Genomic DNA, 17831 nt, shown 5'->3' on the forward strand with positions numbered 1-17831 from the left:
TCACTATCCAATTGGAATATACTTTAACGAGCCTTTAGTTGCATAAGCCTTCATTATCGATTGCCATCTTTTCTAGACAACTATTGAGAACATTTTTATCGATTTCATTTACTAAGTAATATTTTTCTTTATAGATGGCTCTAATCACTTCACTGACTTCTTCTTTTGTGAGCTCATCAGTTTGGACATTTTTAATAAATAAATTTAATGGTATGATACTTTCCCCACTAAGTAACGGAGGCTGTAGATAATCTATTTTTTCAAATAGTTTATAATGATTTCTATCAAAGAATTTGTGTCTTTTGATACAATCTTCTTTTTCTTCTTCCGTATGTACCATCTCTTGTTTTTCTGTTTCCAAGATTATCGCTTTTATGGAAGTATTTCCAGCTAAGATAGCATCTTTGTTTAATAATTCTTCTAGTTTCAATAATGTTTTTGCACCTAATCCTTTGCTTCGTTCCAAAGGATTCGTAACGAGATAAACGATAAACCCTGAATTTACATCTGATAAATAGTGCCCAGTTGCAAAAGAAACAAGACGGTCGTCTTCCAAACCAATTAAAAAGCGATAATTATTTGGCTTTCTCTTTCTCGCATATTGTAAACTTTTCAAGAAAATATTGTGTGACTCCCTTACTTCAATAGGAAATGTTTGATCAAATAAATCGAACACTTTTTCTAAATGAATGTCATTTTCACATCTAATTTCTCCCCATCTAATCGCCATAACATTACCGCCTTTTATAGAAATTCCTCCAGTTAATACGTATACATTTTACTGATTACAATAATACAAAAGCCAGCTATCTTCAAGTTGTAGCAATGATAAAAATCTTGATATTTACTGCTAATGCAAGGCCCATTTGCTCTTAATAAAGTTATCATGAACGAAACTGGCCCCTTACTCGTAAAATCGCAGGTTAACTTGGTTAGACTTGTTACTAAATAGAAAACCAAATCAGAGCTGCATTACGAAAGGAGCCATTAATATGAAGGATACCACAAAATACGTAGGTTTAGACGTGTCAAAGGAAAAAATTGCTGTTGCGATCGCTGATGAAGGAAGAAATGAACCAAGGTATCTTGGGATGATTTCTAATACACCAAATGCTATCAGACAGTTAGTAAAAAAACTGGGTAATCCAGATCAATTAAAATTTTGTTATGAAGCAGGTCCAACGGGATATGATATATACCGTTTGCTCGTAAGCATTGGAGTAGAATGTGCAGTCATTGCACCCTCGCTTATCCCACAAAAACCAGGAGACCGAGTGAAAACGGATCGTCGAGATGCACTTCGTTTAGCACAATTATTTAGAGTCGGAGAGCTTACATCTATATACGTACCTACCAAAGAGGATGAAGCGCTTAGAGATTTAGTTCGAATACGAAAAGATGGAAAAGAAGACGAACTTCGAGCTAAACATCGTTTAACTAAATTCTTATTACGACGAGATATTCATCCTCCTAAAGGGATAAAAAGATGGACATATGCTTATCGTGAATGGTTAGAAACACTTACATTTGAAAATTCAATGTTGCGTCTTGTATTTCAAGAATATCTTCATGAGCTGCTAGTAATAGAACAACGCATCAAACGGATTGACAATGAAATTCAAAAGCAAGCTGAAGAAGGTTTCCATGCCCCAATGATCCAAGCACTTCAAGTACTAAGAGGTGTGGCAACGATAACCGCGACAGGACTAGTAGCTGAGATTGGATCATTTCGTCGTTTTAAGACGCCAAGTCAACTAATGGCTTACGCAGGGTTAGTTCCAAGTGAACACTCAAGTGGAGAAATAAGAAAACAGGGTAATATTACTAAAACAGGAAATCGCCATCTTCGTTGGCTGTTAATAGAATCCGCATGGAGCTATCGATACAAACCCGTAGTCAAGGGAAAATTGAAAAAAAGGTAAGAAGGGCAATCTGCTTCCATTAATGCAATCTCATGGCAAGCACAACAACGCTTACACAAAAAGTATTATCGTCTACTAGCTAGGCGGAAAAGCTGTTACTGCAATAGCAAGAAAGCTAGCAGGTTTTGTTTGGGCAATTGCGCAAGAAATCGAATCAGTAAATGATAAATATACCACAGTAAGCTAAAACGAATGAGTATTTGATCACTTAAATATTTTAAACGCGTGACATAAGATGAAATAAACATAGGACAAGAATTGAATAAGAGTAGGGCTCGGAGGCAAAGACAAAAACCGGAAAGGAGAATCCACGAGTTTCACTTGTGACAGTCCAATTTGGATGGATTCACGTATAAAGTTAGTGGAAGCTCCCCAGACGGAAAGATAAAATGTGAAAACCCACGGATATCAGTATGCTCACCGTCGTAGAGTATTTTTGCCTTCGTGCCGTGTGCTTAACCAATGAAGGTCCGTGAATAAGGTGCTTCGTCGAAGTATAAAAACTTGACACGGAGTCCTCTGCGGGCATGAGTCTTACGCCAAGACGCCAATTAATAAGATAAATTGGCTACACCCAAGAGGTTACCATGCCCGCCACTCCGTATAAAGTTTTTTGTGAGAACACTAAAATAGTGGTCTTTTCTTAAGGTTGCCCTAAAATAGCACATTTTGTAAAAAATAGAGTAGGGACTTGAAAGTTTCGTTCATATCAGTGAAACTTCCATCAGTGGGGGTTTTCTCTCATCCCCCACTGATAAGAAGTAGAACAAAGGCTAAGATCGCAACGTCCTGTTGCAACGCCTTTGTGACCGACATCCTCGAAAAAGAAGAGCACTTTTTCTTCGTGCGATGCTGATTCAAGAAGCTTTCCTTATCCTGTAGGCCTGAACCAATCGGACATTTGACTTTCAGTTATCCCCCACCTAGCGCTTCTGATTCCTCTTACTCCCCGAGGTGGGGGTCTTACTGCCAGTTAGTTAGATGTGGGATAAATTTCCGTTGCATCAGGCGGCAAATTTTGAACGTGTGTAAGGTACGGTTTGACCTTTTTAGTTTCTTCATAAGGGTATTTTTCATTTAAATCATCTGCCACCTCAATAGCAACTTGTTCAAATAAATTCGTCATGATAAACAAAGCTTTCCAAACATGTTCATAGTCTCCACTTGGATACGTCATCAACAGTTTCGTCCATGTTTCTTCGTCAACATAACGATTTAAGTATTTTCCATTTTTTCCTATACTCAATGAAAAGTTCGTTTCTATGCCTACTTTCCATTCAATCATCTTGATTAACATTGACCTCATTAGATTTAAATGATCATAGGCATAAAGGATTTCACGTCTCCATAATCCTTTTGCTACATAAGTGGAGACCCACCAGAATTCATTGCAACAATCTGCAAAATAACCAGTAGAAGGTTTTTTTACCCAGTATTCTTCGTCTGTTGGCGGAGATATAGCAGGCATCGTCCCATCTTTATCTAATAAGATCACCGTTAGCCTATCCTCGCAGCAATATTGATCCTTTTCCTCAATCGGAACAAGGATTAAATCAATTCTATTCCCATCTGTAAATAACATTAAGTAAGAAAATCTTTCACCCAATTCAGGCGGGAACATAGCCATATTCTCTGGTGTCTGCATCATTATCCGCTCCCCAAAAATAGTAATCCAATTGGGGTCATCTATAAAAGACTGTATATCCGTCACAAGGTAGACAATATCATAATCCCTAAAAGCATCTTTTGGAACATTCGGATTTGTTCGTGAACCATTCATCCCAACAGCTCTAACTCTACTATCTTCCTTAGCGACTTTTAAAACTAAATCCAACATTTCCTGTTCTGAACGCAATATCTTCCCCTCCTATATGGTAATGATTGCTTAAAAACCACCAATATAAGGAGGTCCTCTAATATAAACACAACTAAGTTATATAAAATGCTCAAAAAATGTCATTGAGGGTTCCTCCTAACCTTTTAGTTTTTTATACTAACCTATTCATGTAAGTAGAATACCGACATCACCTTTTTGTAAATATGATATGGAGGTTTCGGTTTATTCTTTTTGTAAAACAGGAGAATGTAGACTTGTAACAACATCCACCTTCCTCAAAGGGGTGTCATTCTTTGTGATTCATACTTTCAGTGATAAATTCCCTACAAGTCTCGTCATTTAATTATACAATATTGGTAGTATTAACCATAATCATTTGTTCAAGAAGGACTTCATCCATAGATTGATTATTGTTGGTTCGAATTTGATTGCAGTATAAAATATATTCGTTTTTATCGATGCTAGCAGACATCAGTAATGCAGTTTAGTTTTTCAGGTTTACCTTTTATATAAAAGTATATTGTTTTGTCTGCTAAAAAAGTTTACTAAACAAATGCTGTAAAATCAGCTGCCTTTACCTTCATTTGATAGCATGCCCCTTTTGCTTCTGTTCATCAACATACTTGTTTATATCTTAGTTTACATTTATCGTTCCATGTTTGCTTAAAAGCCCCAATTTATTTAATCCATCACCAATCGTGCCTTCTTTTGATTTTTCTGTATGCTGTTTTTTCTTAAAGCCTTCTAAATCAATTGTGATATCAGAGGAATCACTGTTAGCAGCAAGTGTTAATGAAGTAGGAGCTTCTTTATAAGATACAGTGATATCTCCTGACTTTGTTTCTACAAGCAATGATTTTCCTTCTTTTGTATCTTTGATTAATACTTCACCATCTGTTGAAGTAATTTTCATCTTTGGGCTAATTACACCTGCAAGATAGTTGTCACCAGTAGTGGAAGCTATCGTTAATTCCTTTAACGAACTATCTTTCAACCTAAGTTCTCCTTCTTTTGATACAAACTTCCCGTTGTCTGCTGACAATCTTTCAATTTTTTCAGCACCAGAATCGTTTGAAATGACGATATTTTTTGTTGTTACATCATTCATTCTTATATCACCGAATTTATTATTCAAAATAATAGCATCTATTTCACCCTTTGGGATGGAGATATAGATAGTGCCTTTTTTTCCAAAACTGAATCCTTCAATGCCCTGATCTTCCTGATTCACTGTCATTTTCTTCTCACTATGTTTTATTGTTACAGGATCGTTCTTCTTGTCTTGTCGTTTTCCTTCAACTGCGATTATCACTTTTTTTACTTCGGTATTTTTAAACGCAATATCCCATGATTCGTTGTTTATTTCTACTTCTTCAACACTCCCTGCTTCAAAGGAATACTTTTTTTTGAAACTTTTCCCCCCTGCTTCTTTGACGCTAAGCGCTAATCCTCCAATTGCAATGAATGCAACAAAAACGAATATCATTTTTTTCAATTTTTATCCCTCTTTTTATTCAATTGCTAATATAATGACTTAGGCCACATCGATTTTGTCAATTTTATGATAAGAAAGATAGCCAATTGTAAGACCAGATAGACATAATACAATTGGTACACCAATAAAGTCGAGCAAGCTAGAGGAGCTGCCCGCTTCAGCGTTTATCAAAAATCCAATGATTACAGATGAGGTGATTGTTGTAGCAGCTGATTTTTTTCTCATGCCAAAATATAATGGAATTAGGCTTATTCCAGCAGTCGCCAATGCGCTAGTTAAAGTAGATGGAATTGTCGTTATCATTTCATTTACACTAACAGGTGCTTCAAAGAGGCCTATTATTGGATTTAAGAAGAAAGTTAAAATATTGATGACTAAAGTAGAAATAATGATGCTAGAAAAACAAAAACCAAAGACAATTGATAATTTAGCTTGAATTAATTTTTTACGCCGCAACGGATAGGCAAACAATAATTGAATCGTTTTATTCTTGTATTCATTAATAACTAGACGTGATAAAATGACACTTGAAAAAATGATAAATACGATCCTATTTAAAACATTTGTTAAAAGCATGAATTCCGCATAATCTGTAAACATTGGCTCACTTTCACCTTTAGAATCTAATACTATAAGAGCCTCAAGAGCAAAAATAGCCACAATACAAATTAGTAATCCCTTAAAATAACTAGATAAGTGATGTTTTTTCCATTCTAACTTTATTAGTTTAAGCATGTTGGTTGCCTCCATTAATAAGTTTTAAGAAGTACGCTTCTAAATTGTATTGTTTTTTTTCAATTTCTTTGACGATAACATCATTTATAATCAATTCTTTATTGATTTGAGATTGGGAAATATCTTGTTCAAAAATCCGAATCAGATCATGGTCTACTATTTCATACTTTTTAATTTCTAATTTATCTTCCAATACACGAATTGTTTTTTTCAAATTGTCTATTTTGATTTCAAGATATCCAACATTTTCTTTTCTGATTTCTTCCATCTTCACTTCTTTTAATACTTTTCCATGATTAATAATGCCAATCGTATCTGCTATCGATTCAATTTCTGAAACAATATGACTTGAAATTAAAATCGTCATTCCATATTTCTCTTTTAGAAGTAATAAAAGCTCACGAATGTCTTTAATCCCGATTGGATCGAGTCCATTGATAGGTTCATCAAGAATGAGGATCTCCGGTTTAGCAACAATTGCTCGTGCAATCCCTAGGCGTTGCTTCATCCCTAAAGAAAATTCATGAATTTTTTTATTTCCTACATTGTGAAGACCAACAATTTCCAAAGCTTCGTTAACCGCTTTTTTATCATGATAGCCAACATATTGACAATGAAGTTCTAAATTTTCCTTTGCTGTCAGCCGCTCATAAAACACAGGATATTCAATGATACTGCCTATTTTCTTTAAATATCGATAAGATGTTGTTAAGACAGGCTGATTGAATACGATGATTTCACCAGAAGATGGTTTGACTAAATTTAAGATCATCTTCATAATAGTTGTTTTACCAGCTCCATTCGGGCCTAAAAAACCATAAATTTCACCTTTTTTAATGTTCATATTGACATTAGAAACTGTTTCGGTTCCCTTAAATGTCTTGCTTAATTGATTGATTTGAATGACTGCTTCCATTCACTATTTCCTCCTGAATCACTTTTTGATATGCTACACTAAGCTTAATGGATGAAAGTAAAATCAAAGTAAACGCTAAGAAAAATGCTCGTAATGTTTTTATTGTAAACATAGATAAGAGAGTAAATTGGGTAAGATGAGAATGAAATGAGGGATAATCAAAATGGAATCCGCAAAAATATTAGTAGTAGATGATGAAATCGGTCTATTGAAATTATTAGAAATTACATTAAGAAAAGAGAACTTCAATCATATAGAGACCGCATCGACGGGGAAAGGTGCGCTGCAGCGCATTAAAGAAAAAGCATATGACATTATTTTGCTTGATATCATGCTCCCAGACATAAGTGGATTTGAACTATGTACGGAAATACGAAAAAATACGAACACACCGATCATATTTATTAGTGCACGTTCTACAGACTTCGACAAATTAACGGGATTAGGGATAGGTGGAGATGATTATATTACAAAACCTTTTAATCCTCTAGAAGTAGTTGCTCGAGTAAAAGTCATCCTTCGTCGGCAGAAAATGAATGAGCATTCACAACACCAGGACACTTTATTCGATTATGGCTACTTCATTTTTAATCCTGAATCTGCAACTCTTACCGTTAATAATCAACCCGTTGAATGCACAGCTAAAGAGCTGGAGCTGTTGCATTTCTTTTGCAAAAATCCTAATCGTATTTTCACAACAGCTCAGCTCTACGAATTCGTATGGGGAAATGATGTTTTTGGAGAAGAAAAAACCGTTACCATCCATATATCCAAGCTGCGGAAAAAACTTGGCGATGATACACGTAAACCAAAAATCATTGTCAATTTACGAGGAATTGGCTATAAATTCATCCCTCCAAATGAGGCGTTTATATGCGAATAAAAACGCGATTTACTTTTCATTTAGTATTAGGACTTAGTCTTTGGATGCTAGTGACTGGTTTCAGCATTCTCATTATTCTTGAAGGCATTCTTCCACTGCTTAATATCATTGTTCATACAATTGATGAAGATTTGCTCGTAGCATGGATTTCTGGTATTAGCACGATTATTTGCATTGCCTTGTTTGGATGGTATTTTGGCGGCCCGATTGGTTTCATCATGACTTGGATTCAACAACTCTCCCAAGAAAACTATACGCAGCCTGTGAGTTTACTAAAAATTTACACTCGGAAAGGAAAGCTTCGTATGCGCTATCGTCTGTATCAGGAGGTACTTCAGCACCTTCAAACATTGGCCGTGAAATTACAAGCTAATGAAGTGGAGAGAAAAAAAATTGAACAAGCAAAACAGGAATGGATTGCGGGGATTTCTCATGATTTAAAAACGCCTTTAACATATATCACAGGCTATTCGACGCTTTTATTGAATGATCAGTATGAGTGGTCAAAAGAAGAGGCTCATTCTTTCTTGCAAGAAATTCATGATAAAGGAATACATATGGAAGAATTAATTCAAGATTTAAGCCTCGTATTACAACTAAATAGTACTGCAGGTGCGTTGCCTTTAAATAAGACGACTCAAGATTTAGTCGAATTTACAAAAAGGGTTATTGCCAACATAAGCCATAATCCACAAGCAAGCAACTATAAACTGCACTTTAAAACCAATACGCCTGTGATAAGCGTTTCATTTGATCCTAAATTCATGCAACGCATTTTACAAAACATTCTAATGAATTCAATTTTACACAATCCTGAACAAACCGATATATATACACAGCTTTCTGACAATGGAGAAAATGTCGTTATTCACATTATGGACAATGGCGTTGGCATGCCTACCCATATGAAAGAAAATCTTTTTCAACAATATTATCGTGGAACGACAACCGATGCCTCCTCTGATGGCACTGGACTTGGAATGGCAATTGTCTATAAACTTGTTCATGCTCATAATGGTACAATCTCAGTTGAGAGCGAACCTGCTAAAGGAACATCATTTAATATTATATTGCCGAAAAAAGGTCGTTCATTAGAAAATAGGTCTTAAATCTTCAAAAGTCGGAAATCATTCATTTTTGAAACTAGACAAATGTTTACGCTTTTAGTGTTTAGAAGGTAAGGTTATTGACTTTTCAATAACCTCGATAATTTAATATATAAAGAGGTGATTTATTATGATGATCAAAGTTGTAAACTATGATGAAAATTGGAAAAAAGAATATAAAAAAGAGGAGCAAACTATCAAGGCTATTCTGCAAGATGATTTAATAAATAGCTTTCATATAGGAAGTACTTCTGTGCCTGGGCTAAAAGCAAAACCAATTATTGATATTCTCCTTGTTGTTCGTGATATCCATACATTAGATTTATTTTCGAAACAATTTGAACAAATCGGATATGAGGTCATGGGAGAGTTTGGAATTGTTGGGCGGAGATATTTTCGAAAGGGCGGAGATAATCGAACCCACCAAATCCATGCTTTCCAATTTGACAATATAACTGAAATTGAAAGACACTTAGTATTTAGAGATTATCTTCGTGAATACCCAGACATTTGCAAACAGTATGGGGATCTAAAAAGTGAGCTTGCTGAACAATATCCTAATGATATTGAAGGATACGGTGACGGAAAAGATCGTTTCGTAAAAGAGATTGAAAAAGAAGCAATAAAATGGTATTGGTCAAAACGTTAAAGTGAACACATAAGATTTATTTGAACGTTGTGTTTATTCATTACAACAGAAGGATTTCCTCCTGCTTTTTTTACTCTCATTAATGACTAGATTAAAAAGCAATAAAATGCTGTACAAATAGTATTAGGGGTTTTTCACTTTCAACTACAGGCTTATAAATTGCTTTCATTCTAAAAGACGACTAATACTCTTTTTTTATTACTTAATCATTTTAGATATAACTAACTCCTTAAAATAAAAATCCATTTGCTCTAAACTGACAGTATCTTTCTTTTTATCATGCGATTCGCTTAAAGTAAAGATGGATGATACAAGAAAATCTACTAGTAAATCTTCCGGTATGTTTACATTTTTATCATATTTAATAAGTTTAGAAGCATCTTTTTTCATCATTTGTATAGAGAAGTTCTTCATAAAATCGAAAAAAAGTTCATCTTTCTTTTGAGCAAGTGCTAATTGTTGAGCTTGCGAGTTTTCAAAAAAAACATGGGCCCATTTAAAAGGCTCAAGGACTCTTTTTTTCAATGAAATCTCAATGTATGATTCATATAATTGATGAAGGCCATATTCCAGCAAAGAAAATTTATCGTCAAAATGTTTATAAATTGTAGAACGATGAATCATTGCCTTGTCACAAATTTGATTTACGGTGATTTTTGAAAAATAGTTATTTTCTTTTGTCATCAAGTCAAAAAAACTATTCCATATGATTTGCATAGAACGTTGTTTTCTCCTATCCATTTTTTAATTCCTCTTTTCTATCCATTTTTTAAGACACTTTTATGAAAGTGTTGTGTAATAAGACATCCTACAACAAATGGTTCTATTTTACCCGTTTATCTTATTCTATAATGAATTTTCAAGAAAAAATATTTAGAGGAGGAACAATATGAGTAGAAAAGTTGTTTTATATATTGCAATAAGTATGGACGGCTATATCGCTGATGAGCATGGAAACATTAATTGGATTGAAAGACATGTAGAAACATTAGAAGAAGATTATCACTATGAAACATTTTTTTCAAAAATAGATACGGTCATCCTCGGAAGAAAAACATATGATCAAATTGTCAATGAACTTTCTCCCAATGCATATCCATATAAAGGAACTAAATCATATGTTTTGACAAGTAAAAAAGAAGAAAATCAAGAAGAAATAGCTTTTGTTAATGAAGATGTTATTGAATTGGTATCAAAATTAAAAAAAGAAACAGGCAAAGATATTTGGATTGTAGGCGGAAGTCAAATAGCGATGTCTCTTGTCAAAGAAAATATGATAGATGAATATCAAATAGCTATTATTCCAGTGCTTTTAGGGAAAGGAATTCCATTATTTACTCCTTTTAATAAAGAAATAGGTCTAAGGTTAAAATCAGTAGATGCTAAAAACGGAATTATTTATACAAAATATACGAATCATCATTAGCATCATTTTTATAAACTAATATGATACTTTCATTTCGTTATAAAACGGAAAAATTAGCAGAAGGGCTTCCTCCTGCTTTTTTGTTACTCATAAAAGTAGATAAATTTTTTTTAGGTTATGTTAAACGTCTATATTGATTATAGGAGATTTATATAATCCAATTCACGTACATATGTGAATTGATGAACCCAACAGTTTTATGAAGGGATTATTCGTTAAACCTTCCCATAATAATGGTGTTATAGTATTTTCCGTCAGAGAAAATTCTGTCTTTTTTTAATATACCTTCTATTTCAAAGCCAAGCTTTCTATAAAGCTTAATGGCTCTATCATTTGTTTCTAAAACATTCAGAGTGATTTTTTTAATACCATTGGAGTCAGCCCAAAAAATAGCTTCTTTTAACAGATTTTTCCCAATACCGTATCCCCAAAAATCTTTTAATACGCATACTCCGAACTCTATTTTATGGGAGAATCTATTCAAATCATTTCCTTCGCATCTTGAAAACCCGACTATCCGATCATGAACTACGGCTACTAAAAATAAGTTCCTTCTATTTTCAGTATCTGTTTTAATCATTTGTGCAAAACCTGGTATATCTATGAGTGCCTCCCCTTTTTCTCTGTCTAAATTTTCGGTCTCTCCATCAATATGTATTCTTAATTCAGACAAATCTTTTGCATCTTTTTCGACTGCTGATCTAATCGTATAATGTATCCCATTAACATAAAATTCTTGTTTTTTAATTATCATGATATACTCCCATTCATCGTTGATTCAGCGAAATAAAACAAGGAAGAGGCGTTATAATATTTTTATCTCTGCAGATCCCATCAAATAACCTGTTGTATTTTTTTGCAGGCACCGTCAATATTTTTGTGTAAATGAGTTTCCAACCTTTCAAATAGATCGTTACTCTTTTTTTGAATATACTAGTTCGAAGGGATGATTTCGGCAACTCAATTCTATCAAGAAAAGGTCTTCCTTTTTTGTGTCATTATTCATTTACACAAAATATTTTACGCTCTCATTGTATTTAAGAGATTTATCAAAAATAATATGTTGTATGTTATATATTACCATTTCTCTAATGGATGGATCTTTTTTTATTTGAGATGAAATATCTAATTCATCAATGTTATCAAATGTTTTTTCTAGCATCATTATTACTTCAGTCAACTTTGATTTCACAATTGAAACAATGCTATCAAACTGGTTTAAAGAGAAACTGATATGCATTGAGAGTATTTTAAATTTTGGCTTCGATATACTATCACATAATTCTGTCGGTATCGTTTTTGTAATTTTATTTCTATATTTTGATTTTAAAATATTTTGGATGGCCACAAGCCCATCTTTTATTTCTAAAGTAGACAGTTCATCCACTAATTCAGATGTCAATACATGTTTTAGAGGCACAGGTGCATTTGTGTATTTTTCATAAAAATTCACAGTATAAGTGCCTTTAGGCTCCCCTTTCAATACTCGGTAACTAGGTACTTCATTATCTTTATAGCCTTCAATTTCTCCATTTATCCATTTAAGAACTGAACGATCCTCTAAGTCTGTGAAAATAATTTTCAAACGTAATAATATGGTTTCTAATTTCGATGTTCCACTCACCATATCTTTTAAAAGTTGACTTCTAGCCATTAATAACCCGCCTTTAAATTTTGATAAGACTACTTCTTAACTTATTTCCTGTGTTAACCAACACTAAAACTTGAAAGGAATGCTGTCTTAAATTGATCTGGTGTTAGAAATTTGATTAATCAAAACCTTGTTTTGATAATAAGATCATTTTTTGTTTTATTAAATTATCCTTGTGAACACAATCAAACGATTTAGCAAACAAAGAATTTTAGATAATGTTGATTTAGAGTGCTTTTTAAACATAGTATGGATGTGATCTTCATCATGATTCCAAAACTAAAGATTCTCCTAACGGAATATATTTTTGAATAGCCAGAATTTAATCCCTATCACTTGCCTGCGATTTTCGTTATAAGTACAAGATGATCATAGGAATAAGAATACGAATGATTATTTGCTATCTCATTTCATCTATGCAACTACCATTTCTTATATAGAATGATAGTAATATAAAGGATTATAAAAGGCGATTCATTACACCACCTATGAGATGGGTGACTTCTCGCTAATTAACCTTAAATTCAGTACCAATCGGATACACTGCAATAGATATTATAACATGGATTCATCAAAAAAATATTAAGCGTTCTTTTCCTTTTTATCAAAAAACACCCCTTTGGATTGAAGTGACCCCTAATAGTTAGACATTAGGCAGCGGGTGGGGATGAGTTCGAAATTGTATCGGATATTAATACTTAAATGCATGATCAATCGTTCTTTCATCTATTTTTTCAAATTATTTTAAATGCAGTATAGTGATTAAGAAAGAAGACGATCCCTTTATTCATTATTATTTATTTTACTGCTATAACTGAAAGACTTAAATCAGTAGCATATATTTCATTAGGATAGTACTTTCTTTTCTTTAAGCACTACAGAAAAACAACTTTATTATTTAAAATACTCAGAGCCTTTCTACATGTTATTGTAGCAAGGCTCTTTAAAGTTATTAAACTTTCAATCAATTGAATCGCAGTTTTTTAACATTAGATAATGGGGTTGTTTACTTCGCATTTCGAATCTTTTATAAAGCCCTCACTATCTCTTGCATAAACGTACAAATGCGAATCCAGCAATGACTAAAGCAAGACTGCCATATCCAATACTCCACCAAAAATGCGCATGAAATGTATCATAATTCCCAATCAATACATCACGCGCTAATTGAATGGAATGGACATAAGGAAGTGCATTACTTACTTTTTGAAATGTGCCGCCGAGCATATTGATATCCATCCACGCACCGCCTAAGAAAGACACTGCTGTAATATAGATTGTACCAATACCTGAAATTTGTTTTTCCGTACACAACGCACCTAATAATAGTCCAAGGAAGATGGACATAAGTCCAATTGGAAGAAGCGTTAAGATGCTCAGCGAGATATCCATTAAGCTAGATGATAAACCAAGAACCTTCGCCAATACAAAACAAATGATGCCTTGTAACAATGCAAGAGGAATTAACGGCAATGCATAACCAAGTACATACTCCATCACCGTTAATGGTGAAGAAAATAATCTTGTTAAAAATGCACTTTGCTTATCCTTTGCGATTAATAGTGCTGAAAACATCGTTAGAAAGGCAAAGCTAAATACAATTAAACCTGGCGTTAGGTTTTCAATTTTAAATGTATCGAGTGGCGCGTTTTTTTCTATCGTTGTAAAGATTACTAAAAGAATAAGTGGCAGCGCAATGCCAAGAATAATGGAAAGTGGATCTCTAAAAATTTCTTTTCGATTTCTTTCTGCAAAATTAAGCATATGTCACCTCTTGATCGCAAATCGTTAAAAATGCCTCTTCAAACGACGTTGTATTTGTATTTTTTTTCATTTGTTCTGCTGTGCCAATCGCTTTTATAGACCCCTTTTGTAAAATACAAATACGATCTGCAAGTGCTTCCGCTTCCTCTAAATAATGCGTTGTGAGGACAATCGTCATCTTGGATTTTAATTTAGAAAGCGTTGCCCACAGTTCACGTCTTGAGCGAACATCAAGCCCAAGTGTCGGTTCATCAAGGAACAAAATTTGAGGATTTGTAATAAGCCCCATCGCTATACTTAAACGTCGCTGCATACCACCTGATAGAGTTTTCGCTTTATCTTTTTGGCGTTCCGTCAGCCCGAATGTTTGAAGCATTTCCGTCGCTCTTTCTTTTGCTTCCTTTTTAGAGCTTCCATAAATGCCAGCAATTAACTCAAGGTTTTCTCGAATGGTTAAATTCGGTGCAACTGCTGTTTCCTGAGGAGAGATATTCATTTTTTGTTTCACAGTATCAGCGCCTGTGCGAATACTGTTGCCTAACACAAAAGCATCACCAGCTGTGGGTGCTAATAGACAACAAAGCATACTGATTAATGTTGTTTTCCCAGCTCCATTTTCTCCAAGTAAAGCAAAAAATTCGCCTTCCTCAATAGAGAAATCAAGGGAGTTGACGACAGGGCGTTCTTTATATTGTTTCGTTAGGTTATTTATCTCAATGGCTGCCAATTATTTTCCATCCTCTCGTATTTCTTCAGCGTTTAAAATATCTTGCGCAAATTTAAACATCAATTCATTTTTCACAATAGCAATGCCCTGCTGCTCATCTCCAAGTAAAAGCAATGAATCGCCTGGTTTAATTTCAAAAACCTCTCTCGCTTCTTTTGGAATCACGATTTGCCCTTTTTCTCCTACTTTTACTGTTCCGAAAATATATTTCCCATTTGGTCCTTTCATTCCATTTACCTCCCATAATCCATTTTAGTATAACTAGTTATACTTTTAATACAAAGTATACATTGTATTATAAAAAAAATCTACCTAAAAAAAATAAAACAGCATGATCTCATGTCTAAAATCACGCTGTTAAGATGATAATAGCTGCCCTTTTTATTGAATAAAAAACCGACACTATTTTTAAAGTATCGGCTCCTCTTTTAATCACTTTGGCACTAATTGCTGCAAGGCTTGATCCTTCTTCCCAATTAACTCGGTGAAATGATAATCCGTTCAAATGATAAGCTTATAAGAGGAGAGTTAGAAGTAAATATCATATATGTAAGGACATTTTAACAATGAATGACTTTTCTAAAATTTTTGTCATTATCATCCATTTCCAAGCATGCAAAACGGCATTGGCCCTATTATATAAAGCCAATGCCGTTTAACAGTGCACTGATCTAAATCCTTTTATTCACAAAATCCATTCACCATTTAATTCCCAAATACTTCTTGATACCTTTTCACAATTTGATCTACTTTAAAACCATACTGCTCTACAACTAACTCGCCTTTTCCAGAAGCTCCAAATTTGTCAATGCTAATGTTTATACCATCTAACCCTGTATACTTGCTCCATCCAAAACTTGACCCCAATTCAATAGAAACGCGATTGTGTATATTGCTTGGAAAGACATATTCTTTATAGGTTTTATCTTGTTTTTCAAATAAATCAAAACTTGGTACAGAAACAACAGAAACATCAATACCAACTTCAGATAATTTTTCTTGTACACTAATTGCTAAGTTCACTTCAGATCCACTAGCCATTAAAATGCCATCTGGTGTATCGCCCTTTGCTGGTGATAATAGATAAGCGCCCTTCGCCACACCTTCGGCTGCTTTTTCTGCCGTTCCTTCTAAAACAGGTAAGTTTTGGCGGCTTAACACTAGTAATGTTGGTGTTTCTTCCGACTCTATAGCAATTTTCCAAGCTTGTGATACTTCATTCCCGTCAGCAGGGCGAATGACACTTGTATTAGGCATAGAACGGAATGAAGCTAATTGTTCAACCGGCTCATGAGTAGGGCCATCTTCCCCTACACTAATGGAATCATGTGTGAAAACATAAATACCAGGCAATTTAGAAATAGCCGCTACGCGAATTGCTGCACGTAAATAGTCAGAGAATACAAAGAAGGTACCGATATAAGGGATTGTTCCCTCATGTAAAAGCATTCCATTCATAATCGCACCCATAGCAAATTCTCGTACACCAAACCAGATATTACGCCCAGAATAATTGGAGGATGTGAAGTCTTTATCCGCTTTGTTCATCGTATTGTTAGAAGAACTTAAGTCAGCCGAACCACCCCAAAATGGAGCTAATTTCGCTCCAATTGCTTGGATTGCAGCTTCACTCGTTTTCCGCGAAGCTGCTGGTGCATCTTCTGTTGTATATGTCGGTAATATATCATCCCAATTTTTCGGTAATTTGTTAGTAAAGGCATCTTCAAATTGCTGAGCACATTTGGGGAAACGTTTTTTATACTCCGCAAACATTGCCTCCCATTCTGCTTCTGCCTTTTCTCCTGTCTCGATCATTTTTTCCTGAAAACGTTGAACAACTTCTGTCGGGACAGTAAATGGAGGATAATCCCATCCATATACTTCTTTTGCCTTCACAGTACTTTCTTCCCCCAGCGGAACTCCATGTACTTTATTCGTACCTTGATTAGGGGCACCATAGCCAATTACGGTCTTCACTTCAATTAACGATGGTTTGTCTGTTTCTGCTTTAGCAGCCTTTATGGCATCCGAAATGGCTTGCAAATCATTGCCATCTTCTACTAATATATGTTGCCAACCATACGCTTCAAAACGTGCACCCACATTTTCTGTAAACGCCTTTGCGGTAGGTCCATCAAGTGAAATATCATTTGAGTCATATAATGCAATTAATTTTCCCAGTTTTAGGTGACCAGCTAATGATGCCGCCTCTGCAGACACACCCTCCATTAAATCTCCATCTCCACATAATGTGTACGTATAGTGATCTACGAGGTTGTATCCTTCTTTGTTATAGGTCTCAGCCAAGTGAGCTTCTGTCATGGCCATTCCAACAGCATTTGCAAAACCTTGGCCTAATGGACCTGACGTTGCTTCTACTCCATCCGTTTCACCCACTTCTGGATGGCCTGGAGTACGGCTTCCTAATTGACGAAATTTCTTTAAATCTTCTATTGTTAGATCATATCCAGATAAATGCAATAAACTATAAAGCAATGCTGAACCATGTCCTGCTGACAATACAAAGCGGTCTCTATCCACCCATTTAGAATGTTTAGGATTTACTTTTAAGTAATATGCCCACAGGACATATGCCATTGGTGCAGCCCCCATTGGCAAACCAGGGTGTCCAGAATTGGCCTTATTGATTGCATCAATGCTTAACATGCGTACTGTATTAACTCCCAATTCATCCATTTTATCGAACATTTTGGAACCTC

The 17831-nt window shown here is 34.6% G+C and carries 17 protein-coding genes; 5 read left to right on the forward strand and 12 right to left on the reverse strand.

Translation table 11 applies throughout. From position 1 onward, the window contains the following. Nucleotides 1–34: 34 nt before the first annotated feature. Nucleotides 35–730 (reverse strand): GNAT family N-acetyltransferase, encoded by a 696-nt coding sequence (locus tag J2S08_RS04005; RefSeq protein WP_307226884.1) that lies wholly within the window; start codon nucleotides 728–730, stop codon nucleotides 35–37. 262 nt (nucleotides 731–992) lie between these two features. On the opposite strand from J2S08_RS04005, the gene J2S08_RS04010 reads away from it, so the two are divergent. After that, on the forward strand, nucleotides 993–1922 hold the full coding sequence (locus tag J2S08_RS04010) for an IS110 family RNA-guided transposase (RefSeq protein WP_307226887.1): 930 nt from the start codon (nucleotides 993–995) through the stop codon (nucleotides 1920–1922). A 973-nt stretch (nucleotides 1923–2895) separates the two neighbouring features. Here J2S08_RS04010 and J2S08_RS04015 read toward each other — a convergent pair. From J2S08_RS04015 to J2S08_RS04030, 4 genes are all read right to left on the reverse strand, one after another. Further along, the gene (locus J2S08_RS04015; RefSeq protein ID WP_307226889.1) at nucleotides 2896–3777 is read right to left on the reverse strand and encodes an aminoglycoside 6-adenylyltransferase; all 882 of its coding nucleotides are present in this window, start codon (nucleotides 3775–3777) and stop codon (nucleotides 2896–2898) included. A 616-nt stretch (nucleotides 3778–4393) separates the two neighbouring features. After that, nucleotides 4394–5254: a DUF4097 family beta strand repeat-containing protein gene (locus J2S08_RS04020; protein WP_370875624.1), complete on the reverse strand. Its 861-nt coding sequence runs from the start codon at nucleotides 5252–5254 to the stop codon at nucleotides 4394–4396. 39 nt (nucleotides 5255–5293) lie between these two features. Next, nucleotides 5294–5989 (reverse strand): ABC transporter permease, encoded by a 696-nt coding sequence (locus tag J2S08_RS04025; RefSeq protein WP_307226891.1) that lies wholly within the window; start codon nucleotides 5987–5989, stop codon nucleotides 5294–5296. Further along, nucleotides 5982–6905, reverse strand: a complete 924-nt coding sequence (locus J2S08_RS04030; protein ID WP_307226893.1) for an ABC transporter ATP-binding protein — start codon at nucleotides 6903–6905, stop codon at nucleotides 5982–5984. Before J2S08_RS04030 ends, J2S08_RS04025 begins: the two co-directional genes overlap by 8 nt. A 163-nt stretch (nucleotides 6906–7068) precedes the next feature. On the opposite strand from J2S08_RS04030, the gene J2S08_RS04035 reads away from it, so the two are divergent. The 3 genes from J2S08_RS04035 (at nucleotide 7069) to J2S08_RS04045 (ending at nucleotide 9543) form a co-directional block, all read left to right on the forward strand. Then, on the forward strand, nucleotides 7069–7788 hold the full coding sequence (locus J2S08_RS04035) for a response regulator transcription factor (protein ID WP_307226894.1): 720 nt from the start codon (nucleotides 7069–7071) through the stop codon (nucleotides 7786–7788). Continuing rightward, a complete protein-coding gene (locus J2S08_RS04040) occupies nucleotides 7779–8897 on the forward strand; it encodes a sensor histidine kinase (protein ID WP_307226896.1) in 1119 nt (372 codons plus the stop codon). The genes J2S08_RS04035 and J2S08_RS04040 overlap by 10 nt, the downstream gene beginning before the upstream one ends. Before the next feature lie 127 nt (nucleotides 8898–9024). After that, complete coding sequence (locus J2S08_RS04045; RefSeq protein ID WP_307226898.1) at nucleotides 9025–9543, forward strand: GrpB family protein; 519 nt, start codon at nucleotides 9025–9027, stop codon at nucleotides 9541–9543. Nucleotides 9544–9741: 198 nt separating this feature from the next. Here J2S08_RS04045 and J2S08_RS04050 read toward each other — a convergent pair whose 3' ends face one another. Continuing rightward, nucleotides 9742–10284, reverse strand: coding sequence for a TetR/AcrR family transcriptional regulator (locus J2S08_RS04050; RefSeq protein ID WP_307226900.1), 543 nt, complete (start codon nucleotides 10282–10284; stop codon nucleotides 9742–9744). A gap of 148 nt (nucleotides 10285–10432) precedes the next feature. Here J2S08_RS04050 and J2S08_RS04055 point away from each other — a divergent pair, with 148 nt between their 5' ends. Continuing rightward, a complete protein-coding gene (locus J2S08_RS04055) occupies nucleotides 10433–10969 on the forward strand; it encodes a dihydrofolate reductase family protein (protein WP_307226902.1) in 537 nt (178 codons plus the stop codon). Between the two features lie 208 nt (nucleotides 10970–11177). Here J2S08_RS04055 and J2S08_RS04060 read toward each other — a convergent pair whose 3' ends face one another. From J2S08_RS04060 to tkt, 6 genes are all read right to left on the reverse strand, one after another. After that, nucleotides 11178–11723, reverse strand: coding sequence for a GNAT family N-acetyltransferase (locus J2S08_RS04060; RefSeq protein ID WP_307226904.1), 546 nt, complete (start codon nucleotides 11721–11723; stop codon nucleotides 11178–11180). Between the two features lie 252 nt (nucleotides 11724–11975). Then, the gene (locus J2S08_RS04065) at nucleotides 11976–12623 is read right to left on the reverse strand and encodes an AbiTii domain-containing protein (RefSeq protein ID WP_307226906.1); all 648 of its coding nucleotides are present in this window, start codon (nucleotides 12621–12623) and stop codon (nucleotides 11976–11978) included. Nucleotides 12624–13661: 1038 nt separating this feature from the next. Continuing rightward, a complete protein-coding gene (locus J2S08_RS04070) occupies nucleotides 13662–14384 on the reverse strand; it encodes an ABC transporter permease (protein WP_307226908.1) in 723 nt (240 codons plus the stop codon). Beyond that, entirely contained in the window at nucleotides 14377–15111 is a 735-nt protein-coding gene (locus J2S08_RS04075) for an ABC transporter ATP-binding protein (RefSeq protein ID WP_307226910.1), read from the reverse strand. Before J2S08_RS04075 ends, J2S08_RS04070 begins: the two co-directional genes overlap by 8 nt. After that, nucleotides 15112–15339 carry an AbrB/MazE/SpoVT family DNA-binding domain-containing protein gene (locus tag J2S08_RS04080; RefSeq protein ID WP_307226912.1) on the reverse strand — a complete coding sequence of 76 codons (228 nt, stop codon included), beginning with the start codon at nucleotides 15337–15339 and terminating at the stop codon, nucleotides 15112–15114. Nucleotides 15340–15816: 477 nt separating this feature from the next. Further along, nucleotides 15817–17820 (reverse strand): transketolase, encoded by a 2004-nt coding sequence (gene tkt / locus J2S08_RS04085; RefSeq protein WP_307226914.1) that lies wholly within the window; start codon nucleotides 17818–17820, stop codon nucleotides 15817–15819. Between the last annotated feature and the right edge of the window lie 11 nt (nucleotides 17821–17831).

It is taken from the genome of Bacillus chungangensis (genome assembly GCF_030812995.1).
Lineage (GTDB): Bacteria > Bacillota > Bacilli > Bacillales > Bacillaceae_C > Bacillus_CF > Bacillus_CF chungangensis.

Coding starts and splice junctions, on each gene's coding strand:
- J2S08_RS04050 (WP_307226900.1), bottom strand. CDS start 10,284: ATGGATAGGAGAAAACAACGTTCTATGCAAATCATATGGAATAGTTTT.
- J2S08_RS04055 (WP_307226902.1), top strand. CDS start 10,433: ATGAGTAGAAAAGTTGTTTTATATATTGCAATAAGTATGGACGGCTAT.
- J2S08_RS04080 (WP_307226912.1), bottom strand. CDS start 15,339: ATGAAAGGACCAAATGGGAAATATATTTTCGGAACAGTAAAAGTAGGA.
- J2S08_RS04030 (WP_307226893.1), bottom strand. CDS start 6,905: ATGGAAGCAGTCATTCAAATCAATCAATTAAGCAAGACATTTAAGGGA.
- J2S08_RS04025 (WP_307226891.1), bottom strand. CDS start 5,989: ATGCTTAAACTAATAAAGTTAGAATGGAAAAAACATCACTTATCTAGT.
- J2S08_RS04040 (WP_307226896.1), top strand. CDS start 7,779: ATGCGAATAAAAACGCGATTTACTTTTCATTTAGTATTAGGACTTAGT.
- J2S08_RS04045 (WP_307226898.1), top strand. CDS start 9,025: ATGATGATCAAAGTTGTAAACTATGATGAAAATTGGAAAAAAGAATAT.
- J2S08_RS04065 (WP_307226906.1), bottom strand. CDS start 12,623: ATGGCTAGAAGTCAACTTTTAAAAGATATGGTGAGTGGAACATCGAAA.
- tkt (WP_307226914.1), bottom strand. CDS start 17,820: ATGTTCGATAAAATGGATGAATTGGGAGTTAATACAGTACGCATGTTA.
- J2S08_RS04070 (WP_307226908.1), bottom strand. CDS start 14,384: ATGCTTAATTTTGCAGAAAGAAATCGAAAAGAAATTTTTAGAGATCCA.
- J2S08_RS04035 (WP_307226894.1), top strand. CDS start 7,069: ATGGAATCCGCAAAAATATTAGTAGTAGATGATGAAATCGGTCTATTG.
- J2S08_RS04010 (WP_307226887.1), top strand. CDS start 993: ATGAAGGATACCACAAAATACGTAGGTTTAGACGTGTCAAAGGAAAAA.
- J2S08_RS04060 (WP_307226904.1), bottom strand. CDS start 11,723: ATGATAATTAAAAAACAAGAATTTTATGTTAATGGGATACATTATACG.
- J2S08_RS04005 (WP_307226884.1), bottom strand. CDS start 730: ATGGCGATTAGATGGGGAGAAATTAGATGTGAAAATGACATTCATTTA.